This window comes from Streptomyces sp. NPDC058239, from assembly GCF_042882185.1.
Classification (GTDB): Bacteria; Actinomycetota; Actinomycetes; order Streptomycetales; family Streptomycetaceae; genus Streptomyces.
In genome coordinates, this window is the sequence record NZ_JBHVWS010000003.1 from 140418 (window position 1) to 167275 (window position 26858).

24 protein-coding genes are annotated in these 26858 nt (G+C 71.1%); 11 read left to right on the plus strand and 13 right to left on the minus strand.

What is annotated here, in order from left to right:
* Positions 1 to 50: 50 nt before the first annotated feature.
* Positions 51 to 4661: a HEAT repeat domain-containing protein gene (locus ACFVYE_RS05625; protein WP_389604231.1), complete on the plus strand. Its 4611-nt coding sequence runs from the start codon at positions 51 to 53 to the stop codon at positions 4659 to 4661.
* 57 nt (positions 4662 to 4718) lie between these two features.
* Here ACFVYE_RS05625 and ACFVYE_RS05630 read toward each other — a convergent pair whose 3' ends face one another.
* Both ACFVYE_RS05630 and ACFVYE_RS05635 read right to left on the minus strand, forming a co-directional pair.
* Positions 4719 to 5933, minus strand: coding sequence for an acyl-CoA dehydrogenase family protein (locus ACFVYE_RS05630; protein ID WP_383958768.1), 1215 nt, complete (start codon positions 5931 to 5933; stop codon positions 4719 to 4721).
* Positions 5934 to 5940: 7 nt separating this feature from the next.
* A complete protein-coding gene (locus ACFVYE_RS05635) occupies positions 5941 to 6963 on the minus strand; it encodes a phosphotransferase family protein (protein WP_383958766.1) in 1023 nt (340 codons plus the stop codon).
* A 152-nt stretch (positions 6964 to 7115) separates the two neighbouring features.
* On the opposite strand from ACFVYE_RS05635, the gene ACFVYE_RS05640 reads away from it, so the two are divergent.
* Both ACFVYE_RS05640 and ACFVYE_RS05645 read left to right on the plus strand, forming a co-directional pair.
* Entirely contained in the window at positions 7116 to 8405 is a 1290-nt protein-coding gene (locus ACFVYE_RS05640) for a glucarate dehydratase family protein (RefSeq protein ID WP_389604233.1), read from the plus strand.
* A 68-nt stretch (positions 8406 to 8473) separates the two neighbouring features.
* A complete protein-coding gene (locus ACFVYE_RS05645) occupies positions 8474 to 9418 on the plus strand; it encodes an NADP-dependent oxidoreductase (RefSeq protein ID WP_389604235.1) in 945 nt (314 codons plus the stop codon).
* Positions 9419 to 9436: 18 nt separating this feature from the next.
* Here the strand turns inward: ACFVYE_RS05645 and ACFVYE_RS05650 are convergent, their stop codons facing one another.
* The 6 genes from ACFVYE_RS05650 to ACFVYE_RS05675 form a co-directional block, all read right to left on the minus strand.
* Positions 9437 to 9748: a DUF202 domain-containing protein gene (locus tag ACFVYE_RS05650; protein ID WP_266362768.1), complete on the minus strand. Its 312-nt coding sequence runs from the start codon at positions 9746 to 9748 to the stop codon at positions 9437 to 9439.
* On the minus strand, positions 9745 to 10140 hold the full coding sequence (locus tag ACFVYE_RS05655; protein WP_383958760.1) for a YidH family protein: 396 nt from the start codon (positions 10138 to 10140) through the stop codon (positions 9745 to 9747). The genes ACFVYE_RS05650 and ACFVYE_RS05655 overlap by 4 nt, the downstream gene beginning before the upstream one ends.
* A 65-nt stretch (positions 10141 to 10205) precedes the next feature.
* Positions 10206 to 10727, minus strand: coding sequence for an NUDIX domain-containing protein (locus ACFVYE_RS05660; RefSeq protein WP_389604237.1), 522 nt, complete (start codon positions 10725 to 10727; stop codon positions 10206 to 10208).
* 33 nt (positions 10728 to 10760) lie between these two features.
* Positions 10761 to 11534, minus strand: a complete 774-nt coding sequence (locus tag ACFVYE_RS05665; RefSeq protein ID WP_389604239.1) for a glucose 1-dehydrogenase — start codon at positions 11532 to 11534, stop codon at positions 10761 to 10763.
* A 29-nt stretch (positions 11535 to 11563) separates the two neighbouring features.
* Positions 11564 to 12193 carry a TetR/AcrR family transcriptional regulator gene (locus tag ACFVYE_RS05670; protein WP_389604241.1) on the minus strand — a complete coding sequence of 210 codons (630 nt, stop codon included), beginning with the start codon at positions 12191 to 12193 and terminating at the stop codon, positions 11564 to 11566.
* Positions 12194 to 12263: 70 nt separating this feature from the next.
* Positions 12264 to 13157, minus strand: coding sequence for a DMT family transporter (locus ACFVYE_RS05675; protein ID WP_383958752.1), 894 nt, complete (start codon positions 13155 to 13157; stop codon positions 12264 to 12266).
* A gap of 204 nt (positions 13158 to 13361) precedes the next feature.
* On the opposite strand from ACFVYE_RS05675, the gene ACFVYE_RS05680 reads away from it, so the two are divergent.
* Complete coding sequence (locus ACFVYE_RS05680) at positions 13362 to 15017, plus strand: FAD-binding dehydrogenase (RefSeq protein ID WP_383958750.1); 1656 nt, start codon at positions 13362 to 13364, stop codon at positions 15015 to 15017.
* A 110-nt stretch (positions 15018 to 15127) separates the two neighbouring features.
* Here the strand turns inward: ACFVYE_RS05680 and ACFVYE_RS05685 are convergent, their stop codons facing one another.
* Positions 15128 to 15577 carry an ASCH domain-containing protein gene (locus tag ACFVYE_RS05685; RefSeq protein WP_383958748.1) on the minus strand — a complete coding sequence of 150 codons (450 nt, stop codon included), beginning with the start codon at positions 15575 to 15577 and terminating at the stop codon, positions 15128 to 15130.
* A gap of 214 nt (positions 15578 to 15791) precedes the next feature.
* Here ACFVYE_RS05685 and ACFVYE_RS05690 point away from each other — a divergent pair, with 214 nt between their 5' ends.
* Together ACFVYE_RS05690 and ACFVYE_RS05695 are read left to right on the plus strand one after the other, a co-directional pair.
* The gene (locus tag ACFVYE_RS05690) at positions 15792 to 16457 is read left to right on the plus strand and encodes a molybdopterin-dependent oxidoreductase (protein WP_389604453.1); all 666 of its coding nucleotides are present in this window, start codon (positions 15792 to 15794) and stop codon (positions 16455 to 16457) included.
* Entirely contained in the window at positions 16399 to 17085 is a 687-nt protein-coding gene (locus tag ACFVYE_RS05695; RefSeq protein ID WP_389604244.1) for a cytochrome b/b6 domain-containing protein, read from the plus strand. Before ACFVYE_RS05690 ends, ACFVYE_RS05695 begins: the two co-directional genes overlap by 59 nt.
* Here ACFVYE_RS05695 and ACFVYE_RS05700 read toward each other — a convergent pair.
* Together ACFVYE_RS05700 and ACFVYE_RS05705 are read right to left on the minus strand one after the other, a co-directional pair.
* A complete protein-coding gene (locus tag ACFVYE_RS05700; RefSeq protein WP_383975042.1) occupies positions 17074 to 18471 on the minus strand; it encodes a GntP family permease in 1398 nt (465 codons plus the stop codon). The genes ACFVYE_RS05695 and ACFVYE_RS05700 overlap by 12 nt on opposite strands.
* 11 nt (positions 18472 to 18482) lie before the next feature.
* Entirely contained in the window at positions 18483 to 18992 is a 510-nt protein-coding gene (locus ACFVYE_RS05705; protein WP_327276097.1) for a gluconokinase, read from the minus strand.
* Between the two features lie 144 nt (positions 18993 to 19136).
* On the opposite strand from ACFVYE_RS05705, the gene ACFVYE_RS05710 reads away from it, so the two are divergent.
* The gene (locus tag ACFVYE_RS05710; RefSeq protein ID WP_383975045.1) at positions 19137 to 19838 is read left to right on the plus strand and encodes a FadR/GntR family transcriptional regulator; all 702 of its coding nucleotides are present in this window, start codon (positions 19137 to 19139) and stop codon (positions 19836 to 19838) included.
* Between the two features lie 53 nt (positions 19839 to 19891).
* On the opposite strand, the gene ACFVYE_RS05715 is transcribed toward ACFVYE_RS05710, so the two are convergent.
* Entirely contained in the window at positions 19892 to 20614 is a 723-nt protein-coding gene (locus ACFVYE_RS05715; RefSeq protein ID WP_383975048.1) for a TetR/AcrR family transcriptional regulator, read from the minus strand.
* A 99-nt stretch (positions 20615 to 20713) separates the two neighbouring features.
* Between ACFVYE_RS05715 and ACFVYE_RS05720 the strand changes: the two genes are divergently transcribed.
* The 4 genes from ACFVYE_RS05720 to ACFVYE_RS05735 all read left to right on the plus strand — a co-directional run bounded on the left by ACFVYE_RS05720 (position 20714) and on the right by ACFVYE_RS05735 (position 25858).
* Entirely contained in the window at positions 20714 to 22243 is a 1530-nt protein-coding gene (locus tag ACFVYE_RS05720; protein ID WP_389604247.1) for an APC family permease, read from the plus strand.
* A 35-nt stretch (positions 22244 to 22278) separates the two neighbouring features.
* Positions 22279 to 23916 (plus strand): amidohydrolase, encoded by a 1638-nt coding sequence (locus ACFVYE_RS05725; RefSeq protein ID WP_383975052.1) that lies wholly within the window; start codon positions 22279 to 22281, stop codon positions 23914 to 23916.
* Positions 23917 to 24143: 227 nt separating this feature from the next.
* Positions 24144 to 25229: an S-(hydroxymethyl)mycothiol dehydrogenase gene (locus ACFVYE_RS05730; protein ID WP_383975055.1), complete on the plus strand. Its 1086-nt coding sequence runs from the start codon at positions 24144 to 24146 to the stop codon at positions 25227 to 25229.
* Complete coding sequence (locus tag ACFVYE_RS05735) at positions 25229 to 25858, plus strand: MBL fold metallo-hydrolase (protein ID WP_383975057.1); 630 nt, start codon at positions 25229 to 25231, stop codon at positions 25856 to 25858. The genes ACFVYE_RS05730 and ACFVYE_RS05735 overlap by 1 nt, the downstream gene beginning before the upstream one ends.
* Here ACFVYE_RS05735 and ACFVYE_RS05740 read toward each other — a convergent pair.
* Positions 25852 to 26805 (minus strand): pseudouridine synthase, encoded by a 954-nt coding sequence (locus ACFVYE_RS05740; protein ID WP_383975060.1) that lies wholly within the window; start codon positions 26803 to 26805, stop codon positions 25852 to 25854. The genes ACFVYE_RS05735 and ACFVYE_RS05740 overlap by 7 nt on opposite strands.
* Between the last annotated feature and the right edge of the window lie 53 nt (positions 26806 to 26858).

The following is a 26858-nucleotide window of genomic DNA, read 5'->3' on the forward strand; positions in this document are numbered from 1 at the left end:
GGGACGAAATCCGTTGGTGGAGCCGGGAGCGCCCCGGTTAGCATCCGACGGTGAAGACGCCGGCCGACGAACAGTTCCACGACGCCGTACGCCGGGCCGACGCCGGGCGGCTGTCGAGACTCCTGGACGCACAGGACTGTCCACCGGCAGCCCTGGGACGTCTGATCCGGCACGCGGACGCCGCCCTGCGTCATCTGGGGCTGGTCCTGCTCACCGAGCGAGTGGCAGCGGGCCGCCCGTCCGACGACGGGGAGACGGCCGAACTCGCCCGGCTGCTGCCCGTATCGCTGATGGGGCCGCCGGAGGCGGATCTCCTCCTGGCGGGGCTCTACGAGCGACTCGGCCACCATCTCAGGGGCCGCCCCCGCCCGGCATGGCGCACGGCCGGGCTGCCGGTACGGGTGAGGATCGCGTGGCTGCGCACCGAACTCCTCGACGAGCCGGCGGTGATCCGTGACGAGGCCCCGGGCGAACTCCTCTACCAGGCCGTACGGGAGACGGGCATCACCGCGGCGCATCGGCCGGCTCAGCTCGTGGACGTGCTGGCGGACAGCGGCGACCCCGTGCTGCAGGCCGAGGCGCTGCGGCTCGCGCGGCAGGGGCTGCGCGCCGGAGTGCTGGCTCCCGCACTGGTCCGCGAAGACCTGATCGGCCTGCTCGACGCCGACAGCGACCGGGTCGTCACCGGTGCGCTGGGCGAACTCACCGAGCCGTGGGCGGCGATGGAGCCGCTGCCGCAGGGGCGCATCTCTTTGTTTCTCGCCGCCGGTTCGGCACGGGACAGGCCCGCGGTGGCCGATGCCGCCCTCGCGGCCGCCGCCCGCCACGGCCACAAGGACCTGCTGCGGCAGATCATCGACGATCCGGATCTTCCGCCGGGCCTTCGCCGACGAGGAATGGAACTGCTCGGCGATCTGGCGGACCGCGACGACATCGGTGGACTCACGGCCGTGGCCGCACGCGATCCGCTGCTGTTCGGCAGGCCGACGGTGACGTGCCTGCGCGGTCTCCACCGGCGCGGGTACTTCGTGGACGGTCCGGAAGTTCCGGCCGTGATCGGCCTGGCCCTGGCCGATCACTCGATTCCGCTCCGTGAGATCGCGACGATCCTGTTCACCTGCCGGAAGGAGGCGTTCCGGGTACTGGCGGAGGCAGCCGCCGATGATCCGAGCCGGCCGCGACGGCTCGCCCTGCTGGTGGCCCTGGCCGGGCAGGGAACGGGCGAGCTCCCGATCGGGGACGCGATCGCACGCGTACTTCCTTCGGCCCCCGCCCCCGGTCCGTTCCTCGACGCGATCCGGGAGCTGCGCCATGCGGATGCCGAAGACGCCGTGATCGCGCTGCTGCCCTCGGCGCCCGCCGCGGCCCTGGACGCCCTGGAGGCCATCGGAGGGCAGCGGACGGTACTGGCCCTGCGAGAAGGGCTGGGCCTGGCCGGTGACGCGATCGCGCCTCACCTGTACGCCGTACGGGACCGCGCCCTCGAACTGCTGTGGCAGCTGACCCGCGATCCGGCACACCGCCGCGCCCTCCTCGTACGGCTGGATCCCGTCGACCTGCCGGCGCGCATCGCGGCGGACCTGGGCGGCCCGGACGAGCGGGAACTGGCCCTGCTGAGTTCCCATCTGAACCCGGACGAGCCGGTGGCGGCGCTGTGCCGTCTTGCGGACCACGGCAACGCCGGCACACTGCCGGCCGTCGCAGACCTGCTGCTGCGCATCGTGGCCGAGCAGGCCGCGTTGCAGGATCGGGAACACGGACAGCCGGGCGGTGAGCCCGTGGTGCCCCAAGAGGTCCTGGACGCCGTGCACGCCCTGGGCCGCCGTCTCCACGAGCGGGGCGCGATCCGGCCGGTCTGCCTGCTCGACACGGCAGATGCGCAAGAGGCCGGCCACGCACTCGTCGCGACCATGGCACTGGATCTGCTGGACCGGCCCGGACTGTCCGACCGCGAGCGGGCGATCCTGCTCGAACTGCTGCTCAGGGCCCCCTGGGCGGGCACCAGAGCCCGGGTGCACCGGCTGCTGCGCCACCGCGACCGGCACGTACGCAAACACGTCATCGCCCTGCTCGCCCGCGACGCCACGGGCGAGGACGCACAGGCGCTGTCGGCGACCCTGATCGCGCTGACGACCGCCGAGGACATCCAGACCGTCCGGCAGGCCCTGCTCGCACTGGGTCACGCACAGGCCCACTGGGCGTGCACCGCGATCGCCGCATGTCTCGACCATCCGAACATGAACATCAAGAAGACCGCCGCCGAGGTGCTGGTCCGCGCGGGCACCGCGGCGGCGCTGCCCAAGCTGCTCTTCTGGCTCGGGCACCACGACAACCCCGGGCTGCGCGGCACGCTCGTCGCGGCCCTGCGCGCCGTCCTCGGCGACGCCTGCGCGGCGACAATTCTCGCCGCCGCCGAGCACAGCCGGGACGGCCGTACCCGTGAACTGCTGCTGGCGGGCCTCGACGGCGCCCTCGGCGCCCGCTCGGTCCTCGCGCTGGACGACCAGGCGTCACCGGTGGCGGCCACCCTGCTCTCCCTGGTGGCGGACGGCCGGGTCGCTCTGGCCTCCGGGGACGTCAAGGATCTGGTGATACCGCTGGCCAGGCACGGCATCACCACATCGGCCGTCGCACAGCGGTCATCGGTGGACAGTGCGGCGGACCGTGACATCAGGTCGCTGGTGGCCGGGGGCTGGAATCCCTCGGTCGCGCTGCGCGTCGCCGAGAGGGACGCGCCGCTCCACCCCGACCGGCTGAACGAGCTGAGGCCGATGCTCACGGACTGGCTCCGGCTGGCCGGCTCCCGGCCCGCGGCCCGGGACCGGCTGGTGCGGTTCGCGCTGCGTATCTGCCCCGCGCCACGGGCGGCCGGGGAGCTGACGGCATTCGCCCGGTCCACACGGGTCCTGCTCGACGCGCTCGTGGACGCCCGGGACGAGGACCGGCACGACCTGATCGCGGTACTCGAAGCGGTCGCGCCGACGCTGACGGCGGCCGGCAGACCGGCCGTTGCCGCTGCGGTACGGGCACTGCGTCCCGCACCCACGACGCCGAGCCGGTCCACGCTGACGCTGCTGCGCCGCCTCGGCGCGGTGCTGGTCCGCGCCGACCTCGATCAGGCACTCGCGTCGGCCCGGCTCGGCGCCGACCCCTGGCAGGCGCAGGCCGCCGTGCTGAGGGAGGTGTTCGCAGCCCCGGAGACCACCGCGGCACCCGTGCCCGCCGAGACCCGGGCATGGCGGGCGGCGCTGGACGACGCGGTGCGCGCACCGGACACTCTGGAGGAGTTCCGCCGACAGGACGACGGCAGGGTCGGCTCGCGGGACCGGCTGACCGCACTGATCGAGGTCCATCATGGCGCGGACCCCGAAGTCCAAGCCGCCCTGCTCGACTGGATGACGCTTCTTCAGCCCCTCGACGCACCGCCCTGGACCATCACCGAGGCCGCCCGGGTCCCGGCGCCGCGGCCCCGGCACGTACACATCGACGACCTCGACCAGCCCCGTTCGTCGGCCCTGAGGGAGCGCCTGCTCGACATGCTGGGGTCGACCCGTGCAGACCGCAGGGAGACCGCCGCCCTGGCACTGGCGAAGTGGCCCGAGCCCGAGGCCCGGCTGCCGGTTCTTCGCGCGTACCTCCGCGGGCACATCGACATACCCATCGGCGTGGAGCTGGCCCGTGCACTGCGCACCCTCGACGAGACGGAGCTCCGGGGCGAGGACGTCCTGCACGACAGGGTGGCTCTCGCGGCCTCGAAGCTCTCCCCGTGGACGTTGGAACCGCTGGTGCCGCTGTTGCTGGATTGGTGGGAGCACGCCCCGCCCGCCGCCGGACCGGCAATCGGCGACGCACTGCGCAACTACCCTGCCGACGCGCTCGCCAGGATCCTCGGCGACCGTCTCGACGCCGGGGCCTGGGGCTTCCTCGACCTGCTCCTCGACCGCCGACTCCTGCGCACCCCCGCGCTGACGCGCACGTGTCGGCGGCTGCGCGCCGAAGGACGCGACGACATGGCGGACCGGCTTCTGCTCGTCGAGGGTCCGCTGCGCGGCCCGGACGCCGCACAGCAGGACGCAGCAGCGCTGGCAGCGCTCCGTGACCGCCCCCCGGCCGCGCCCGGCGGAGCTTCGCACCGCCCGTCCTGGCAGGAACTGCTGGACCTGGCCCGGACCGGCACCCCGGAACAGATATGCAGGGCACTCACAGAACTGGCCGAGGCCCACTCGGGCCGGGACACGGACCGGGACCCCGGGCTGCGGGACCTGATCGGTGAATTGCTGAACCATCCCCGGGCCAAGGTACGCCTGCGCGCCCACCGGACCTCACGGACGATGCTGGACCGGGGTACCTATCTGAGCCACACCATGCTCCTGCTGGACGACCCCCGGCCGGAATTGACACGTACGGCGATCCGTACGCTCTGCCACGCCGGCTGGGAGCCCGCGATCCCCGCCGTGACCGGACTGCTCGCGCACCCGCATCCCGTCGTGCGCAGGACGGCGGCCGAGGGGCTCATCGGGATGAGGGAGGCAGCGATCCCCGCCCTCCGCCAAGCCGCCGCCCACGCCCGCCCCGACAAACGCTCCCTCTACACGGACGTCCTCGACCGGCTCGGAAATTCGGGCCCGTCCGGCAACAATCCGAGCCCGTCCGGCGATTGAGGACAAAACGGCAACCGGGCGGGCCCTCGCACCCACCGGCCCCGCCCGGGCCACCGCCTACACGTACCGCTTGATCTCCCGCCGGGCCAACGACCGCTGATGCACCTCGTCCGGCCCGTCCGCCAGCCGCAACGTCCGTGCCGCCGCCCACAGTTCCGCCAGCGGGAAGTCCTGGCTGACGCCGCCCGCGCCGTGCAGTTGTACCGCCCGGTCGAGGATGTCGACCACCGCACGCGGGGTGGCGATCTTGATGGACTGGATCTCCGTGTGCGCACCCCGGTTGCCCACCGTGTCCATCAGCCACGCAGTCTTCAGCACCAGCAGCCGCAGCTGCTCCACCGTGACCCGCGCGTCCGCGATCCAGTTCTGCACGACGCCCTGCTGGGCGAGCGGCTTGCCGAAGGCCGTACGGGACACCGCCCGCTTGCACATCAGCTCGATCGCCCGCTCGGCCATGCCGATCAGCCGCATGCAGTGGTGGATGCGGCCCGGCCCCAGACGCGCCTGGGCGATGGCGAAGCCGCCGCCCTCCTCGCCGATCAGGTTCGCGGCGGGCACCCGTACGTCCGTGAAGACGACCTCGGCGTGACCGCCGTGATAGTGGTCCTCGTAGCCGTACACCTGCATGGCGCGCCGCACTTCGAGACCGGGGGTGTCGCGCGGGACCAGGATCATCGACTGCTGGCGGCGGATGTCGGCGCCCTCCGGGTCGGTCTTGCCCATCACGATGAAGATCCGGCAGTCCGGGTTCATCGCCCCTGAGATGTACCACTTGCGGCCGTTGATGACGTAGTCATCACCATCGCGCACGATGCGCGTCTCGATGTTGGTCGCGTCCGACGAGGCCACCTCGGGCTCCGTCATCGCGAACGCGGAGCGGATCTCCCCGGCGAGCAGCGGCTCCAGCCACTGCTTCTTCTGCTCGTCCGTGGCGAACTGGAAGAGCACCTCCATGTTCCCGGTGTCCGGGGCCGCGCAGTTGAGTGCGGTCGGCGCCAACTGCGGGGAACGGCCGGTGATTTCGGCGAGCGGTGCATATTGGAGGTTGGTCAGCCCGGCGCCGTACTCGGCATCGGGAAGGAAGAGGTTCCACAGCCCCTGCCGCCGCGCCTCGGCCTTCAGGTCCTCGACGATCTGCGGGGTGTCCCACGGCGAGGCCAGGAGCGCGCGCTGTTCGTCCGCGGTCTTCTCGGCCGGGTGGACATGCTCGTCCATGAAGGTGAGCAGCCTGTTGCGCAGCTCTTCGGTACGGGCGTCGAATGCGAAGTCCATGGGGTGATCAGCCTTCCTGGAGGGTGGTGAGGCCGTGCTCGATGAAGACGGGGACGAGATCGCCGATGCGGTCGAAGCCGTCGCCGACGGTCTGGCCCAGGGTGTAGCGGTAGTGGATGCCCTCCAGGATCACTGCGAGCTTGAACCAGGCGAACGCCGTGTACCAGGAGATGGCGGAGGTGTCCCGGCCGGAGCGGGCGGCGTAGCGCTCGATCAGCTCGGCGGGGGTGGGATGGCCGGCCGCGCCGCTGGTGGTGGAGACCGGGGACTTCGTCAGACCGAGGTCGGAGCTGTACATCACCAGCAGGCCGAGGTCGGTCAGCGGGTCGCCGAGCGTCGACATCTCCCAGTCGAGAACGGCCTTGATCCGGTCGTCGGAGCCGATCAGGACGTTGTCCAGGCGGTAGTCGCCGTGTACGACGGTGGGCGCGGGGGAGACGGGCAGCTCTCGGCCGAGCGCGGCGTGCAGCTCGTCGATGCCGGGCAGTTCGCGGTTGCGGGAGGCGTCCAGCTGCTTGCCCCAGCGGCGCAGCTGCCGGTCGAGGAAGCCCTCGGGGCGCCCGAAGTCGCCGAGTCCGACGGACTCGGGGTCCACGGCGTGCAGTTCGACGAGGGTGTCGACGAGACCGAGGACGGCCTCCCGGGTGCGCTCGGCGCCCAGTGGGGCGAGCTGCTCGGCCGTGCGGTACGGGGTGCCCTCGACGTACTCCATGACGTAGAAGGGCGACCCGATCACCGAGTCGTCCTCGCAGAGCAGCACCGGTTCGGGCACCGGAACGGCCGTGGGGTGCAGGGCACTGATCACCCGGTGCTCGCGCTTCATGTCGTGTGCGGTGGCCAGCACATGACCCAGCGGGGGCCTGCGTACGACCCAGTGGCCGGTGCCGTCCGTGACGATGTACGTCAGATTGGAGCGGCCGCCCTCGATGAGCCGGGCTTCGAGCGGTCCGTTCACCAGATCCGGCCGCTCGCGGTCGAGATATCCGCGCAGCCGGTCGAGGTCGAGACCTGGCGGGTGGACTGGGCTCATCGTGCGCACCTCCGGGGTGAAAGACGGTCGGTGTTCATGATGCCGACCAGTCGGTATGCCGTCCAGTGGACTCCCGGAATCCGGTGCGTGGACTCCGCCCCGACTCGGGCCGGAGTCTGGCGCTCAGCCGCATCCCTGAATATGGTTCACGTATGAATACCGAGCTGCTGATCGACGAAGTCCGGCTGACCCCGATCCTGATAGCCGACCCGCCCCTGCTCAACACCCAGGGCGTCCACCAGCCGTACACCCCCCGGCTCATCGTGGAAGTCGTCACACGCGGCGGTGTGACCGGTATCGGGGAGACGTACGGGGACGGCAAGTACCTCGAACTCGCCCAGCCGCTCGCCACCGCTCTCGTCGGACGCCCGGTCAGCGATCTGAACGGCCTGTTCGCACTGGCCGACGAGGTGTGCGGTGATTCACGCGCGGCCGACGAGCGTGTCGACGCCGGTGGGCTGCGCGGCGTCCAGACCGCCGACAAGCTCCGGCTCTCCGTCGTCTCCGGCTTCGAGGTTGCCTGCCTGGACGCGCTCGGCAAGTCCCTCGGCCTCCCCGTGCACGCTCTGCTCGGCGGCAAGGTCCGCGACAGCGTCGAGTACAGCGCATACCTCTTCTACCGCTGGGCCGCTCACCCCGAGGGCGGCGAACAGGACGACTGGGGCGCCGCCGTCGACCCGGCCGGAGTCGTCGCCCAGGCCCGGCGCTTCGCCCGCGAGCACGGCTTCTCCTCCTTCAAGCTCAAGGGCGGCGTCTTCGAACCCGACCGGGAGATCGCCGCGATCCGTGCCCTGGCCGAGGAGTTCCCCGGGCAGCCGCTGCGCCTCGACCCCAACGGCGCCTGGTCCGTCGAGACCTCGCTGTACGTCGCCGAGCAGCTGAAGGACGCACTCGAATATCTGGAGGACCCGTCGAGCGGCACGGACCTGATGGCCGCCGTCGCCGCGGGCACCGACGTGCCACTCGCCACCAACATGTGTGTCACGACGCCGGCCGAGGTCCCGGAGGCCTTCGCCCGCGGCGCCGTCCAGGTCGTGCTCTGCGACCACCACTACTGGGGCGGCCTGCACCGTACCCGTGAGCTGGCAGGGATCTGCCGCACCTTCGGGGTCGGACTCTCCATGCACTCCAACACCCACCTCGGGATCAGCCTGGCCGCCATGACCCATGTCGCGGCCACCGTCCCCAACCTCGACTACGCCTGCGACAGCCACTACCCCTGGCAGACGGAGGACGTCATCACCACCCGTCATGTCTTCAAGGACGGCCGGCTGACCGTCTCTGACGCCCCCGGGCTCGGCGTCGAGCTCGACCGGGAGCAGCTGGCCGTGCTGCACCGGCGCTGGCTCGACGACGACGGCACGATGCGCGAGCGCGACGACGCGGCCGCGATGCGCAAGGCCGAGCCCGGATGGCAGACCCCCTCGATCCCGCGCTGGTGACGGAACCGTTGCCCGGAGCGGCCACGGCCTGAGTTGCGGGGGCTCCGGCCCGCACCGAGGGTCGGTACATGAAGGCGATCAGCTACAGCAGCTACGGCGGGGCCGACGTCCTGGAGTACGGGGAACGACCCGACCCCAAGGTCGGCCCCGATACCGTCCTGGTGAAGGTGCGGGCCGCAGCGGTCAACCCGGTCGACTGGAAGGCCCGCGAGGGTTACCTGGACGCCGGTCTGCAGGCCGTGTTCCCCGTGATCCCCGGCTGGGACGTGTCCGGCGTCGTGGTGCAGCCCGGTGTCGCCGTCGACGAATTCACGGTGGGTGACGAGGTCATCGGCTATGTCCGGGAGGACTTTCTCTGCCGCGGTACGTTCGCCGAGTACGTTGCCGCGCCCGTGCGCACTCTCGCCCGCAAGCCGCTGAGCCTGAGCTTCGAGGAGGCCGCGGGCCTGCCGCTGGCCGGCCTCACCGCGTACCAGGTGCTCCACCGGACACTGAAGATCCAGGACGGCGAGACGGTCCTCGTCCACGCGGCGGCGGGCGGCGTGGGCTCGCTCGCCGTCCAGATCGCCCGCCACGCGGGCGCCCGCGTCATCGGCACCGCGAGCGAACCCAACCACGAACATGTGCGGCAGCTCGGCGGGGAGCCGGTGGCCTACGGGGACGGCCTCGCCGACCGGCTGCGGGCGCTGGCCCCGGACGGGGTCGACGCCGCGTTCGACACCGTCGGCGGCCAGGCGCTCCGGGCCTCCGCCGAAGTGCTGAAGCCCCAGGGCCGGCTGGCCTCCATCGCGGACGGCGAGGTCTTCTCGTACGGCGGCCGCTACGCCTTCGTGCGCCCGGACGCCAAGGACCTCGCCCACCTGGCAGAACTGGCCGAGCAGGGCATCGTCACCGTCCATGTGGACCGGGTGTTCCTACTGGAACAGGCGGCGGACGCCTACCGGCTGAACGAGCAGGGGCGCACCCGCGGAAAGATCGTCGTCACCGTCCCCTGGGACACCCCGGACGTCTGACACGCCCGGTGCCGGGTCTCAGAACAGCATGGCGGCGGCGAACACCGCGAGCGCGACCGTGCACGCCCCCGCGGTCAGCGCACCGCGAGCCGAGAGCGGCTGCGGCCGCGCGGTCCCCATCCCGAGCACCCGCCGGTGCGCCACGAGCAGGAAACCCAGCCAGGCCAGTGCGCTCAGCGCCACGGCGACGATCCCGGCCGGGCTCGCCCCGCTGTGCAGCGCCTGCTTGACCGCCAGCAGCGCCACCACCGTGCAGGACAGGGTCGTACGCCGCCACGCCAGCCTGGTCCGCTCGGGCTGCAGTCCGGGGTCGCGCCCGTCGGCCGTCACCGGCCCTCCCAGCCGAAGAGGACCACCACCACCATCGCCACGGCGACGACGGCGACCGCGAGACCCAGCAGCGTCGGGAACCGGGAGACCGGCAGGTCCTCCCCGCGCCGCATCGCCCGCTCGCACCGCACCCAGTGATTGATCGCCCGAAGCGCACACAGCACACCGGCCGCGAGCAGCGCGAGCGCCAGTCCCGCGCGGATGCCCCACACCAGCTCCGGGAGGAACTGGTCGACCGCGAAACCACCGCCGATCAGCGCGAGAGCCGTCCGGATCCAGGCGAGGAACGTGCGCTCGTTGGCGAGCGAGAACCGGTAGTCGGGGGTTTCGCCCTCTTCGCGGATTCGCTGCGGCGCGAACCACAGCCGCAGGCTCTGTACGAATTCGATCACGCGTGAACCTTAGACCGACCGGAAAATGGGGGGAGGAGGAGGCGGCAGGTGACCGGAGCCCCGGCTCAGGAGGCTGCCCCGCCCGCTCGGAAGGCGCGCAGCCGGTGGTACGTCTCCAGGCCGTCCGGCACCCACTCCCAGTCGCCGAGCCGCTGTTCCAGCTCCGCATCGGTGAGGAAGGTGTGCCAGGCGACCTCCTCCACCTGCGGATTCACCGGCAGTTCGCACCGTACCTGGTAGACGTGGCTCCACCAGGAGTGCTCCGCGCTCTGGTAGAGGAACTTGAACAGCGGCTCGGGGCGGGGGAGCCCGGAGACCCCCAGCTCCTCCTCGGCCTCCCGCAGCGCCGCCTCGTCGTAGGACTCGCCCGCCCCGACCACCCCGCCGACGAACATGTCGTAGCGGGACGGGAAGACCAGTTTGGTCGGGGTCCTGCGGTGCACGAAGAGCCGGCCCCCCGCATCCCTGGCCTCGATGAAGACACAGCGATGGCGCAGGCCCCGCGCGGTCGCCTCACCGCGCGGGGCCTGCCCCACGACCACGTCGTTCTCGTCGACGATGTCCAGGATCTCGTCAGAAGGAGTCATGCCCCTCATCCAACATCAGCCTGCTGACAGTGATTACTGGCCCATGACGTACTTGACGGTCGGGCCCGTGGTCCAGCCGCCGTCCACGGCCAGTTCGGCGCCGGTGATGTACGAGGCGGCGTCGGAGAGCAGGAAGGTGACCGCCTCCGCGATCTCCGGGGCCTCGCCGACCCGGCCCATCGGGGTGTTCGGGTAGTTGCCGTCGCCCTGCTGAATGCCGACGGACGCGGTCATCGGCGTGTAGACCATGCCCGGGTGCACGGAGTTCACCCGTATCTTCGCCGTGCCGAGCTCCACCGCGCCGACCTTCGTCAGACCGCGGACCCCCCACTTGGAGGCGCCGTAGCTGGAGGTCATGGCGAGACCCATCAGACCGGCGGCCGAGGAGATGTTGACGATCGAACCGCCGCCGTTCTCCTTCATCACCGGGATCACCGTCTTCATGCCGATGAAGACGGCCGTCAGGTTGATGTCGATGACCTTGCGGAAGTGCTCGACCGTCTCGGTCTCCAGCGGCTGACCGGTCGATACACCGGCGTTGTTGACCAGGCCGTCGATCCGGCCGAACTCGGCGACGGCGTATTCGGCGACGCGCTGCCAGTCCTTCTCGGAGGTCACGTCGTGGTGCATGAAGCGGGCCTGCGCCCCGAGGGCGGCGGCGGTGGTGGCGCCCTCGTCGTCGAGCACATCGGTGATCACCACTTGGGCGCCGCCCGCAACGGCGAGGCGGGCGGCCTCGGCACCGAGGCCCCGGGCGCCGCCGGTGATGACGACGGTTTTGTCGCTGAGCTTGTTCTTGCCGGTCATGACACTGTCCTTCGTGGGGTGCGGGTGGTTCACGCGCCGCCGGGCACGGGCGCGTGCAGGAACGCGGCGGTGGTCTCGACGAGATCGGCGAGGAAGAACTCCTCGCCGGTCAGCGGCCGGGTGCCGTCGAGACCCTGGCGGGCGCGGTCGGCCAGCGCCGCGCCGATCAGGGTGAGTGCCAGGTCCAGGCGCTCCAGGCGCACGGGCCCGGGCAGTGCGCCCAGGCAGTCCCCGATGCGGCCGATCAGCCGCCCGTAGGCGGTGTTGTCCAGGGCGGGGTGCAACCGGCCGGTCCGCAGTCCGGTCTCGTGGCTGAGCCGGGCCGAGATCCGAAGACAGCGGCGGCCCCGGTCGTCGGCGAGCAGGCTCGCCTCGGCCGTCACCAGCGCGGTGAGCAGTTCCCGTACGCCACAGTCCTCGGCCAGTTCGTCGAGCAGCGGTGCGATCACCCGTTCGGTACGGGTCTGGCGGCCTTCCATCACCGCGTCGAGCAGCCCGGCCCGGGAGCCGAAGTGGTACTGGACCGCGGAGGGGTTGCTCTGCCCGGCCAGTCGGACGATGTCCCGCAGCTGGGCGCCGTCCGGCCCCTGCGCGGCGAAGATCTCCTCGGCCGCGCGGATCAGCTTGTCCCTGGTCTCTTGCCCTGACGTTCTCGCCATGAAGGCCACTCTAATGCTGGCCATTATTAATAACCAGGCGGGTGGCCCCCTGTGACCGGACAGACGCCGGTCAGTTCGGCTGGAGGCTCTTCTCCCGGCGTCCGCCCACGGGCCCCTCCGGCATCGCCGGATGCAGTCCCAGCAGCACGATCCCGACGACGATCGCCGCGAGACCGACCGCCTGCCAGGCCAGTGCGCCGGTGTCGGTACGCAGTCGGTCGCCGAGGAAGCCGATCCCGCAGGCGATCCCGGCCAGCGGCTGGGATGCGGTCAGCGGAGGCAGTGAGACCCGCAACGGGCCCGTCTCGAACGCGCTCTGCACCAGGAGCAGACCCGTCACCCCCAGCACCGCCACCGCGTACGGCTGCCACGCCGTCACCAGCGCCGACCAGCCCTCGTCGGACAGCCGCTCGCCGGTGACCCGGGTGAGGGCGTCCTGGAGCCCGTACAGCAGCCCCGCCGCCACCGCGAGCAACGCCGGGGCGGCCCCGGACTCCGAGCGTTTGGCGAAGGTGGTGAGCAGCAGGGCGATTCCCACGACTACGCCGATGACCAGCCAGTGCCGCAGCGGACTGGTCACCGCCTCGCCGCCCTGCGGCCGGCCCGCCAGCAGAAAGGCGGCGACTCCGCCCGCCAGCAGCCAGAGCCCGGCCCAGCCCTGCCGGCCGAGCCGCTGTCCGGTGCGATGGCGTGACAGGGCCATCGCGAAGAGCAGATTGGTCGCCAGCAGGGGTTCGACGACGGACACCTCGCCCTTGCCCAGGGCCAGGGCCCCCAGCACCATGCCGCAGACCATCAGCCCGATCCCGGCCAGCCAGCTCGGCACCCGCATCAGGTCCAGCAGCAGCCGAAAGGAGAGATAGTCGCTCTTCGGGGCGTGCGAAGCGGCGGTCTGCTGCAGGACGAAACCGAACCCCAGACAGCAGGCGGCACTCACGGCGAGCACGAGGACCAGCACCGACACGCTTCTACCTCAAGTCAGGCCAGAAGTGGGTGATTTGTTTCGACGATAGCGCCTGCGCCCTGCGGGTGCGGTCGGAACGCCGCCGACCGGGCGGTTGACGCCGTGGCGGCCGATGCAGAGGATCTGACGCACGAGTAACTTCCGGCGTCCGAGCCGGACCGTCACCGTGGCCGTGACCGGATCGCCCCGACAAGGATGGAACCCATGGCGTACGACGCTGATGTGATCGTTATCGGGGCGGGGCTCGCGGGTCTGGTGGCCACCGCCGAGCTGGTCGACGCGGGCCGCTCGGTGATCCTGCTCGACCAGGAGCCCGAACAGTCGATCGGCGGCCAGGCACACTGGTCCTTCGGCGGTCTCTTCCTCGTCGACTCGCCCGAGCAGCGCCGGATGCGGATCAAGGACAGCCATGAGCTGGCCCTCCAGGACTGGCTCGGCACGGCGGGCTTCGACCGCGAGGAGGACCACTGGCCACGGAAGTGGGCCGAGGCGTACGTCGACTTCGCGGCCGGTGAGAAGCGCTCCTGGCTGCACGCCCAGGGGCTGCGGCTCTTCCCCGTCGTCGGCTGGGCGGAGCGCGGCGGCTACGACGCGACCGGCCACGGCAACTCCGTACCCCGCTTCCACATCACCTGGGGCACCGGCCCCGGCGTCGTCGCCCCCTTCGAGCGCCGGGTCCGCGCGGGCGTCGCCAAGGGCCTCGTACAGTTCGGGTTCCGCCACCGGGTCACCGGTCTCGGCCGCACCGCGGGCGCCGTCGACACGGTGAGCGGCGAGATCCTGGAGCCGAGCGCCGCCGCCCGGGGCACCGCGAGCAGCCGGGTGCCGACCGGTACGTTCGAGCTGAAGGCCCAGGCGGTGATCGTCACCTCCGGCGGCATCGGCGGCAATCACGACCTCGTACGCAAGCAGTGGCCCCCGCGGCTCGGCACCCCGCCCGCGAAGATGCTCTCCGGCGTCCCCGCCCATGTCGACGGACTCATGCTCGGGATCACCGAGGAGGCGGGCGCCCACCACATCAACCGCGACCGGATGTGGCACTACACCGAGGGCATCGAGAACTGGAACCCGATCTGGGCCGAGCACGGCATCCGGATCCTGCCGGGGCCGTCCTCCCTCTGGCTGGACGCCCGCGGCAAGCGGCTGCCGGTCCCGCTCTTCCCGGGCTTCGACACCCTCGGCACCCTCGAACACATCATGAAGTCCGGCCACGACCACACCTGGTTCGTTCTCGACCAGAAGATCATCGGCAAGGAGTTCGCGCTCTCCGGCTCCGAGCAGAACCCCGACCTGACCGGAAAGTCGATCCGTGACGTGATCGGCCGGGCCCGCGCGGACGTACCGGCCCCGGTGAAGGCTTTCATGGACCACGGGGTGGACTTCGTGGTCGAGAAGGATCTCGGCGCACTGGTCCGCGGGATGAACGCGCTCACCGACGAGCCGCTGATCGACGAGGCCGAACTGCGCCGCGAGATCACCGCACGCGACCGCGAGATCGCCAACCCCTTCACCAAGGACCTCCAGATCACCGCGATCCGCGGGGCCCGCAGCTATCTCGGCGACAAGCTGATCCGTACGGCTGCGCCGCACCGCATCCTCGACCCCAAGGCCGGCCCGCTGATCGCGGTACGGCTCAACATCCTGACCCGCAAGTCGCTCGGTGGACTGGAGACGGACCTGTCCTCCCGGGTGCTGACCGAGGACGGCACGCCCCTGCCCGGTGTGTACGCGGCGGGGGAGGCGGCAGGCTTCGGCGGCGGCGGGGTGCACGGGTACCGCTCCCTCGAAGGGACCTTCCTCGGCGGCTGCATCTTCTCCGGCCGGGCGGCGGGGCGGGCGGCGGCGCGGGCCACGTCCTGAGGGGTGCCCGCGAAGTCCCGCCCGCACCGGCCGCCGCGGCACTGTCGCCCCACCGTCGACCTGCCGCGAGATCACGGCCCCGCAGGCGCAGGAGACCGGCGGGCCCCCGCCTACCGTTCTGCCGCGCCCACGAGGGGATCCAGCAGCTCGACGACCCGGAACCGTTCGGCGACGACCATGGTGTCGTCGTCGACCGTGAACTCCGGGTCGCCGAGCGCCTCCCGCATCTCCTGGCTGTGCCAGAACTTCTCGTGGCCGGCACGCCACTCGGCCACCGAGGTGTCGCCCTCGCCCTCGTCGATCGCATGCTGAAGATCGATGTCGCCGAGGCGCAGCACCCGCACCTCCGTCACCTCCAGCACCGCGATCTCCCGGCCGTCCGAGTCGATCAGCGCGGACCGCTCACCCACCGGAGGCAGCTCCTCCTTCTCCGCCTCGTACTCCGCGAGCAGCCCGGTCGTCGACACCTTCTCGCCGGCGAGCACCGCCCCCACCAGCCGGTCGCGCAGCGGCCCGGGAAAGGTGAGCAGAAAGGGCTTGAGAGGTTCACGGTTCGACATGGCGCCAAGTCTGACATGTCCGGCCGGGCGCGGCGCCGGGAAGCGCACCCGAGCGGGTCGTCAACTGTGCCGGGAACGGGAAGAGTTGACATCGGGAAAGGGCAGGTGGCCGCGACCCCTGGTGACCTGCGGCCGCAGATGCTCGAATGGCCGGGTGAACAGTCGCCCTCCCGACGCCGAAGGCACACCCCTGGGCCGCCGTGTCGTCCTGGCCATGCTCGGTCTCGGCGCCGCCGCAGTCGTCGCTGCGCCCGTGCTGCAACGCACGCTGGAATCGGGTCTCGGCGCGGTCGCAGACAAGGACCCCACCGGCCTGACCGGCCTGCTCCCCAACGGCGGCGGCTTCCGCTACTACTCCGTCGCCTCGTCCGTACCGGAGAAAGGTACGGACGACTACCGGCTGACCGTCGACGGGCTGGTCGACCACCCGGCCACATACACCCTGGACGCCCTGAAGGCGCTGCCGCAGACCCGTATGGTCCGCGATGTCCAGTGCGTCACCGGCTGGCGGGTGCCCGAGACCCCCTTCGAGGGGGTACGCCTCTCGGCGCTGCTGGACGCGGCGGGCGTACGGCCCGGGGCGAAGGCCGTCCGCTTCACCTGCTTCGACGGCGCCTACAGTGAGAGCCTCACCCTTGCGCAGGCCCGCCGCGCCGATGTGCTGGTCGCGCTGCGCATGCAGGACCGGCCGCTGGCCCACTCCCACGGCGGTCCGGTCCGGCTCTATGTGGCCCCCATGTACTTCTACAAGTCGGCGAAATGGCTCTCCGGGATCACCGTCACCGACTCCGTACGGCCCGGCTACTGGGAGGAGCTCGGCTATGACGTCGACGCCTGGGTCGGCCGGTCCAACGGCCGCGACGACGCCCCCACCACCTGACCCCGCGGAGCGTGTGCGGCGCTTCAGCGGTGCGGAGCGCCGGGTGCACCGCACCACGGCCACGCTGATGCTGCTGTGTGTGGCGAGCGCGGCGTGTCTGTACGTACCCCAGCTCGCCGAGCTCGTCGGCCGCCGTCATCTGGTGGTCACCGTGCACGAGTGGTCCGGGGTGCTGACCCCCGTACCGTTCCTGGCCGGTCTGCTGTCACGGGCGTTCCGGGCCGACCTGTCCCGGCTCAACCGCTTCGGTCCGCACGACCGTCAGTGGCTGCGGGCCGTATGGCGCCGCGACCACCGGCCCGGGGCGCGTCCGGCCGGAAAGTTCAACGCCGGGCAGAAGCTGTATGCGGCCTGGATCGCGGGCGCGGTGCTGGTGATGACCGGCACCGGCGCGCTGATGTGGTTCACCGGCCTCGCATCGCTGATGTGGCGCACGAGCGCGACCTTCGTCCACGACTGGCTGGCGCTCGCGATCGGGATCGTGCTGGCCGGGCACATGGCAATGGCGCTCGCCGACCCGGAGGCACGCCGTGGCATGCGCACCGGGTCGGTCGAGCGCCATTGGGCACGGTCACAGCATGCGCTGTGGGGGGAGGACCGTGCGGGCAGCCGCTCGCTAGAGGACTAGCGACAGCAGCAGGATGAAGGCCAGCGAGACCACGGAGATGATGGTCTCCATCACCGACCAGGTCTTCACCGTCTGGCCGACGTTCATGCCGAAGTACTCCTTCACCAGCCAGAACCCGGCGTCATTGACATGGCTGAAGAAGAGCGAACCCGCGCCGACGGCGAGGACCAGCAGTGCGGCGTGCGAGGTCGACATGTCGGCGGCCAGCGGGGCGACCAGACCGGCCGCCGAGATGGTGGCCACGGTCGCCGAACCGGTCGCGAGCCGGATCGCGACGGCGATCAGCCAGCCCAGCAGCAGTGCCGGGATCGACCAGTCCTTGGAGAAGTCCAGGATCATCTGGCCGACGCCGGCGTCGATGAGGGTCTGCTTGAAACCGCCGCCCGCACCCACGATCAGCAGCACACCCGCGATCGGGGCAAGGGACTTCTCGACGGTGGTGGAGAGCCGGCCCTTGGTGAAACCGGCAGCCCGGCCCAGCGTGAACATGCCGACTATGACGGCCGCGAGCAGCGCGATCAGCGGCGAGCCGATCACATCGGTGACCCGCTGGACACCCTGCTCCGGGTCGTCCACGACGATGTCGACCAGGGCCTTGACCAGCATCAGCACGACGGGCAGCAGAATCGTCGCCAGGGTGGCGCCGAAGCTGGGCCGACGGTCCAGCTCCTCCGAAGGACGCTGCGGAATCATCTTCTCCGGAGCCTTGATGTCCACCCAGCGCGCGGCGTAACGGGAGAAGACCGGCCCCGCGATGATCACGGTCGGGATCGCGACCAGCACACCCAGCGCGAGCGTGACACCGAGGTTGGCGCCGAGGGCGTCGATCGCCACCAGCGGGCCGGGGTGCGGCGGAATCAGCCCGTGCATCACGGAGAGTCCGGCCAGCGCCGGGATACCGATCCGCATCAGGGAGTAGTTGCCGCGCTTGGCGACGAGCAGCACCACCGGGATCATCAGCACGATCCCGACCTCGAAGAACAGCGGCAGACCGATGATCGAGGCGATCAGGACCATCGCCCACGGCATGGCCCGCCCGCTCGCCTTCGCGAGGATCGTGTCGACGATCTGGTCCGCGCCGCCGGAGTCGGCGAGCAGCTTGCCCAGAATGGCGCCGAGCGCGATGAGGACACCGACACCCGCGACGGTCGAGCCGAGGCCGGCGGTGAAGCTGGCGATCGTCTTGGCCGGTGCGGCGCCGGCGAACGAGCCGAGCGCCAGCGAGCCGATGGTCAGCGCGAGAAACGCGTGCATCTTGAACTTGGTGATGAGCAGAACGATGACGGCGATGCCCGCCAGGACTGCGATGCCCAACTGCGCGTTGCCTGCCGAAGTGATCGGTTCGACGGCGTCCGCTGCCAGCATCTCGACGCTGAGACTGGTCACGGTGGTGATCCTTAGCTATCGAGCCGGCGCAACGCGGCGACGGCTCGCTGGGTGATTTCTTCGGGGGTGCCGGACACATCGACCGAGACTCCGGCCTCGTCCTCCTGCAGCGGCTGCAGGGTGGCGAACTGCGAGTCGAGCAGTGCGGTGGGCATGAAGTGGCCCTTGCGCTCCGCCATGCGCTCCTCGATCAGAGCCCGGTCGCCGGTCAGATGGAGGAAGACGGCACCGGGGGCCTCGGCGCGCAGCCGGTCCCGGTAGACCCGCTTGAGCGCCGAGCTGCTCACCACCCCGCCGAGCCCCGCCCGGCCGTGCGCCCACTGACCGATCGCATCGAGCCAGGGCCACCGGTCGGAGTCGTCCAGGGGGGTACCGGCCGACATCTTGGCGATGTTCGCCGCGGGATGGAAGTCATCGCCCTCGGCGTACGGAACGCCGAGTTCGGCGGCGAGCAGGGGGCCGATCGTGGTCTTGCCGGTCCCTGCAACGCCCATCACCACGACGACGTGGGGGGTGCTCATTGGTGGTGCCTCGCTGTCTTCTTCGACGTCTTCCTCGACATCGGTCCGTCGCGCTACTGAAACCCATACGTACGACTTATTCAAGATGCTGTGACATAAACGTCGTACTTTTTGTTCCTGAAGGGCGCCCCGTAGGCTGTGCTCATGACCACACAGGGCCCTGGGCTGCATACACATGTGCTGGACACCCTGGGTCTGGAGATCGCCGCGGGGGAGCACCCGCCGGGGCAGGTGCTGCGTACCGACGAGCTGGCCCAGCGCTTCGACGTCTCGCGCACGGTCGTACGCGAAGTGGTCCGGGTCCTCGAATCCATGCACCTGGTCGAGTCCCGGCGCCGCGTCGGCGTGACCGTACAGCCGACCGAGGCATGGAATGTCTACGATCCGCAGGTCATCCGGTGGCGGCTGGCCGGCGCCGACCGTCCGCGCCAGCTGCGCTCCCTGACCGTGCTCCGCTCGGCGATCGAACCGGTCGCGGCCGGCCTCGCCGCCCGTAACGCCACCCCGGAGCAGTGCGCGGCCCTCACCGAGTGCGCGCTCGGCATGGTCGCCACTTCACGCGGCCAGCAGCTGGAGGGCTATCTGGAGCACGACATCGCCTTCCACCGGATCGTGCTCAACGCTTCCGGCAACGAGATGTTCGCGCGGCTCGGCGATGTCGTCGCCGAGATCCTGGCCGGCCGCACCCACCATCAGGTGATGTTCGAGGACCCCGACCCGGCCGCGGTCACCCTCCACGTCCGGCTCGCCGAAGCGGTGCGCGAGGGCGACACGGGGGCGGCGGAGCGGCTGACGAAGGAGATCGCGGTGGGCGCCCTGCACGAGCTGGACGTGCTCGCACCCTGAGGCCCGTACCGCGGCGCCGTCGCGTGTACGTACCCGCTCCCCGAGGTCCGTCCCTACGGTGCCGAGGTACGCACGTGCTGCAGCCGGGCCGCGGCCGCGGCGAGCACCATCTCCAGCGCCGCCGGATACCCGCTGCGGTCCATCTCCGCGACCAGCACCCCCGCGGTCGCCGCGATATTCGGATGGGTATCGGCCGGAAGCCGGGCGTACGTCTGAGGCCAGGTCCGCACCTCCTGCGCGCGGGCCTGCTCCGACAGCACCAGCGTGGACGCGTCCAGTGCCGCGAACGACAGCGTCTGGTCCACGAAGACGTGGTAGATCCGCACCGCCTCGGCATCCGGGAATCCCGCACCGCGCAACACCCCGAGAATCGCCTCCACCGACCGGATCTCATGCGCCCGGCCGGTCACCCGGGTACAGGTCAGCATCGCCGCCTGAGGGTGCGCCAGATAGTCCGCGTGCATCCGCAGGCCGAGGGTGCGCAGATCGGCCCGCCAGTCACCCGTCGGCCGCCAGGCGTGCAACGTACGGCCGATCAACTCGTCGGCCACCGCGAGCAGCAGTTCGTCCGTGTCCCGGAAGTACCGGTACAGGGCGCTGGGATCGCAGCCGAGAGCCGCACCGAGCCGGCGTACGGTGAGCGCCGCCGCCCCGTGCTCCCCGATCAGCCGCAACGCCGTTTCCACGATCAGCTGCTCGGACAGCACCGTGCCCTGTTTGGTGGGGCGCCTGCGGCGCCGCGCCCCCTCCGGCACCACCCGCTCGCTCGCGCTCATGGCGGAAGCTTATGACAACAGCATTGACGTGTGAACCCGCCGGAGAGTTCGATGTGCCGCCATCGGGGCCGAAAAGTGCCCCTCGGCGAAGGAGCCACCGTGACGGTCTCACCCACCCCGTACGGCAGTGACCCACCGGCACCCGCGGCGCTGAAGAAGAGCCTGGGCGTCGTGGACGGCGTCGTCATCGCCGCATCCTCCACGGCCGCCACCACCAGCATCGGTATCGGGCTCGGCGTGACCGCGGGCGCCGTCGGCCTGCATCTGCCGATCATCATGCTGCTCGCGTTCCTGCCCATCCTGGGTATCGCCGGCGCGTACTCCCGGCTCAACAAGGTCGAGCCGAACATGGGCAGCGGCTATGTCTGGGTCGGTCGTTCCCTCAGCCCGTGGCTCGGCTTCCTCGTCGGCTGGATCGGCATCGTCTCCACGGTCGTCTTCCTGTCCTACACCACGACCGTCACGGGCTCCGCCCTGCTCCAACTCGCCGGCGAGGGAGGGCTGCACACCCTCGCCGGGCTCCACCTCGACCCGGACTCCACCGCCCAGTCGACCGCGCTGGGCATCGTTGTCCTGATCGCCGTCACCTTCACCGCGATCACCGGCATCCGGTCCGCCGCCAACCTGCAGAAGTACCTTCTCGTCTTCGAGTACGTCGTCCTGCTCGGCTTCTGCGGGTACGGACTGGCCGTCGGCCCGCACCCGTTCAGCCTCGACTGGATCAACCCGTTCACCATCCCGTCCGGGCAGCAGCTCGCCCAGGGGCTGCTGCTCTCCGTCTTCTGCTACTGGGGCTTCGAGTCGACGTTCAGCGTCACCGAGGAGATCCGTGACCCGCAGGACGCCTCCCGCGCCGGTCTCATCACCCTGTTCACCATGCTCGGCTTCTTCCTGCTCGGCTCCTTCGCCTTTCAACGCGTCCTCTCACTCGACGAGTTGACCGGTCACGGCGCCCAGGGCCTCACCTACCTCGGTGACCGGCTCGCCGATCAGCCGCTCGCCGCGCTCCCGCTGATCGCCCTCACCTTCTCCGCCGTCGCCTCCCTCCAGTCCGGCGTGATACCCACCGTGCGCGGCATGTTCGCGATGGGCCGCGACCGCACGCTCGGCCCGTTCTGGACCAGGGTCAGCCCGCGCTACGGGACACCGGCGGCCGGAACCGTCGCGATCGGCTGTATCGCCGCCGCCATCGCCCTCGTCTCGCTCGTCATCCCGAAGGTCGGCGACCTCATCCTGGCCTCCGTCAACGCGATCGGTGTCGTCGTCGCGGTCTACTACGCCCTCACCGCGCTGGCCGCCGCCGCCCGCTTCCGCGGCGCACTGCGCGAGAGCCCGTCCGAGGCGCTGCGCGCCGTGGTGCTCCCGGTGGTGAGCGCCGTCGTCCTGCTGGGCCTCGGCGGCTACCTCTGCTGGACCTTCTACACCTCCGCCGACCACTTCGAGATCAGCCCCGACAACGGCTGGTTCATGCTCTTCTGCCCGGCCGTCATGCTGCTGTCCGGAGTCGGCGCGGCAGCCTGGGCCAAGTGGGTGCGGAAGTCTCCGTACTTCGTCACCGGCCGGTCCACCGCCCCGGACCTCACCGCCGAACCCGAACCCGGGCGCGAGAGCGCGCCCGGCCCCGCCTGACCGCACGCAGCACCCTCAAGGAAACGGAACCACCCATGCACCGCACCCCCGCCGATCTCGTCCTCACCGGCGGCCCCGTCCTCACCATGGACGCGGCACGCAGCCGCGCCACCACCGTCGCCGTCACCGACGGCCGCATCACCGCCGTCGGCCACGACGAGGTACGGGAACTGGCCGGCCCGAGGACCGAAGTCGTCGACCTCGCCGGCCGGCTGCTCGTCCCCGGCTTCCAGGACGCCCACATCCACCCGGTCACCGCCGGACTGGAACTCGCCCGGTGCAACCTCACCGATACCCACACGGCGGCGGACACCGTCGCCGCCGTCCGGGCCTACGCCGACACCCACCCCGACCGGGAGTGGATCACCGGCGGCGGCTGGTCCATGGACGCCTTCGACGGCGGCGCCCCCACCAGGGAGCAGCTCGACACCGCAGTACCCGACCGCCCCGCCTACCTGGTCAACCGTGACCACCACGGCGCCTGGGTCAACACCCGCGCCCTGACGCTCGCCGGCATCACCCGGGACACCCCCGACCCGGCCGACGGCCGCATCGAACGCGACGACCGCGGCGAACCCACCGGGCTCCTCCAGGAGGGCGCCATGGACCTGGTCGCCCGCCACACCCCGCGCTCCACCCCGGCCGACCGGCTGGCCGCCCTGCTCCGCGCCCAACGGCTGCTCCACTCCTACGGGATCACCGCCTGGCAGGACGCCATCATCGGCGGATTCGGCTCCATGGACGACCCGGCCGACGCCTATCTGACCGCCGCCCGCGACGGCTCGCTCACCGCACGGGTCGTCGGTGCCCTCTGGTGGGACCGCGAGCGGGGCGCCGAACAGATTCCCGAACTCGTGGCCAGGCGAGAGGAGCTGAACGCCGGACGCTTCCGGGCAGGCACAGTGAAGATCATGCAGGACGGCGTCGCCGAAACCGGCACCGCCGCCCTGCTCGCCCCCTACCTCGACGGCTGCGGCTGCGCCACCGCCAACCGCGGCACCAGCTTCGTCGACCCCGTCGAGCTGCGGCGCCACGTCACCGAGCTGGACGCCCTCGGCTTCCAGGCCCACTTCCACGCGCTCGGCGACCGCGCCGTGCGCGAGGCACTCGACGCCGTCGAAGCGGCCCGCGCCGCCAACGGCCGCACCGACACCCGCCCCCACCTCGCCCACCTCCAGATCGTCCACCCCGACGACATCCCCCGGTTCCGCGAACTCGGCGCCACGGCCAACATCCAGCCGCTCTGGGCCGCGCACGAACCGCAGATGGACGAGCTGACCATCCCCTTCCTCGGCGCCGAACGCGCCGCACTGCAGTACCCGTTCGGCGCCCTGCTGCGCTCCGGTGCGACGGTCGCGGCTGGCAGTGACTGGCCGGTCAGCAGCGCCGATCCGCTGCACGGCATCCACACCGCGGTCAACCGGGTGACCCCCGAGGGCGAGGGGCCGGTCTTCCTCCCGGAGCAGCGCATCTCCCTGACCGCAGCCATCGCCGCGTACACGGCGGGCTCGGCGTATGTGAACCATCTGGACGACACCGGAAGCATCCGTCCCGGAGCCCTCGCCGACCTGGTGGTCCTGGACCGGGACCCGTACGCGGGCCCGCCCGAGGAGATCGGTCACACCCGCGTCCTTCAGACGTACGTGGGCGGCAGGCGGGTCCACGAGGCCTGAGGCAATACGGTGGCCCCCGCGGAACGGTCCCGCGCGGGCCGCCGGCGCAGCCGGGTCAGCCGCTGTGCCTGCGACGGCCACCGTGCCCGGCGCCGTGAGCGGTACATCCCACCGGGTGGACGGCAGTCGTTTCCCGCCAACGCGGCGCGCCGTCGTGACACCCTCACGGGGCGTACGGTTGTTCGTGTTCGATCTTCACGAAATGACGGAAACAGGGAGACCACGGTATGTCGCAGCAGGTGCAAGGTGTCATCGCACCGGGGAAGAACGAGCCGGTACGGGTCGAGACGATCGTGATCCCGGACCCGGGCCCCGGCGAGGCCGTGGTGAAGATCCAGGCGTGCGGCGTCTGCCACACCGATCTCCACTACAAGCAGGGCGGCATCAACGACGACTTCCCCTTCCTGCTCGGCCACGAGGCCTCGGGCGTGGTGGAGTCCGTCGGCGAGGGGGTCACGGACGTCGAGCCCGGCGACTTCGTCATCCTCAACTGGCGTGCCGTGTGCGGGCAGTGTCGTGCGTGCCTGCGCGGCCGCCCCTGGTACTGCTTCAACACCCACAACGCCAAGCAGAAGATGACGCTGCTCGACGGCACGGAGCTGTCACCGGCGCTCGGTATCGGCGCGTTCGCCGAGAAGACCCTGGTCGCCGCCGGTCAGTGCACCAAGGTCGACCCGGAGGTCTCCCCGGCCGTCGCCGGGCTGCTCGGCTGCGGCGTGATGGCGGGCATCGGCGCAGCCATCAACACCGGGCAGGTCGGCCGCGGCGACTCGGTCGCCGTGATCGGCTGCGGCGGTGTGGGCGACGCGGCGATCGCGGGCGCGCGACTGGCCGGAGCGGCGAAGATCATCGCCGTGGACATCGACGACCGCAAGCTGGAGACGGCAAGGACGATGGGCGCCACGCACACCGTCAACTCCCGCTCCACCGACCCGGTCGAGGCGATCCGCTCCCTGACCGACGGCAACGGCGCGGATGTCGTCATCGAGGCGGTCGGCCGCCCGGAGACGTACAAGCAGGCCTTCTACGCCCGCGACCTCGCAGGCACCGTCGTCCTGGTCGGCGTCCCGACCCCGGAGATGCAGCTGGAACTGCCGCTCATCGACGTCTTCGGCCGCGGCGGCTCGCTCAAGTCCTCCTGGTACGGCGACTGCCTGCCCTCGCGCGACTTCCCGATGCTCATCGACCTGCACCAGCAGGGCCGGATCGACCTCGGCGCGTTCGTCACCGAGACCATCGGGCTCGGCGACATCGAGCAGGCCTTCGCCCGGATGCACGAAGGCGACGTGCTGCGCTCGGTGGTGGTCTTCTGATGGCCGCCCGCATCGACCACCTCGTCACCTCCGGCACCTTCGCCCTCGACGGCGGGGAGTGGGACGTCGACAACAACGTCTGGATCGTCGGCGACGACACCGAGGCGATCGTCATCGACGCCGCCCATGACGCCGCCGCCATCGAGGCCGCGCTGAACGGCCGTACGCTGCGCGCCATCGTCTGCACGCACGCGCACAACGACCACATCGACGCGGCCCCGGCCCTCGCCGACGCCACCGGCGCACCTGTCCTGCTGCACCCCGACGACCTGCCGCTGTGGGAGCAGACCCACCCGGACCGCGCCCCGGACGGCGAACTGGCCGACGGCCAGGAGCTGGAGATCGCCGGAACGACGCTCCAGGTCCTGCACACCCCCGGTCATGCCCCGGGCGCCGTCTGCCTGTACGCCCCCGAGCTGTCCACCGTCTTCACGGGTGACACGCTCTTCCAGGGCGGCCCCGGCGCCACCGGGCGGTCCTTCTCCCACTTCCCGACGATCGTCGCGTCGATCAGGGACCGGCTGCTAGCCCTGCCGCCCGAGACCGCCGTCCGCACCGGACACGGCGATTCCACGACCATCGGCGCGGAGGCCCCGCATCTGGACGAGTGGATCGCCCGCGGTCACTGAGCACCACGGCTCACCGGTCCGGGCCATGCACAGAGCCGCAGCCGGCTCTCGAAGCGGCGCGGCCAGCCCGTGACCGGATCGGTGAACTCCAGTACCCGGGCCAGGAGTTGGAGCGGGTGCGACCAGTCGTCGGTCGCACCCTCCGGCCGGACCACCGGGTAGACCGGGTCGTGGACGAGCGGCAGCCCCAGGCTGTTCATATGGACCCGCAGCTGATGGGTGCGTCCGGTGGCGGGCAGCAGCCGGTACCGGCCGAGACCCTCCCGGTGCTCCAGCAGCTCGATCCGGCTCTCGCTGTTCGTCTCGCCCGGCTCCTCGCGGGCGGCGATGACTCCGCGCTCCTTGACGATGCGGCTGCGTACGGTCCGCGGGAAGGCCGGTCCGGGGTCGTACGGTGCCACCGCCTCGTACTCCTTGAGCACCGAGCGGTCCCGGAACATCGTCTGGTACGCGCCCCGCTCCTCGGGCCGCACGACGAAGAGGACGAGGCCCGCGGTCAGCCGGTCCAGCCGGTGCGCGGGCTGCAGCTCGGGCAGGTCCAGCTCGCGGCGCAGCCGGGCCACCGCGGTCTCGGTGATGTGCCGGCCGCGCGGTGTCGTCGCCAGGAAGTGCGGCTTGTCGGCGATCACGATGTGCTCGTCACGGTGGACGACACCGACCGGGAACGGCACCGGCTCCTCCGGCGCGAAATCCCGGTGGAACCAGATGTACCGGCCGGCGGTGTACGGCTCGTCGGCGGACACCGGGCCCTGTACGGAGACGAACCGGCCCTCGGCGAGCATGGCGTCGACCCGCGCCGCCCCGATCGCACCCGCGAACCGCGCCAGCAGGTGATCGCGTACGGTCGACCACCGGCCGTCCGGATCCTCGGGGAATCGCAGCCGGACCGGATCGATCCCGTCCCGCTGCGGCAACGGCGCCGCCGGGGGCTTCGCACGCCCCCTCATCGGGGTGTGCCGGCCGGTGCAGCGGTGAGCATGGTGCGGGCTCCTCATATCTT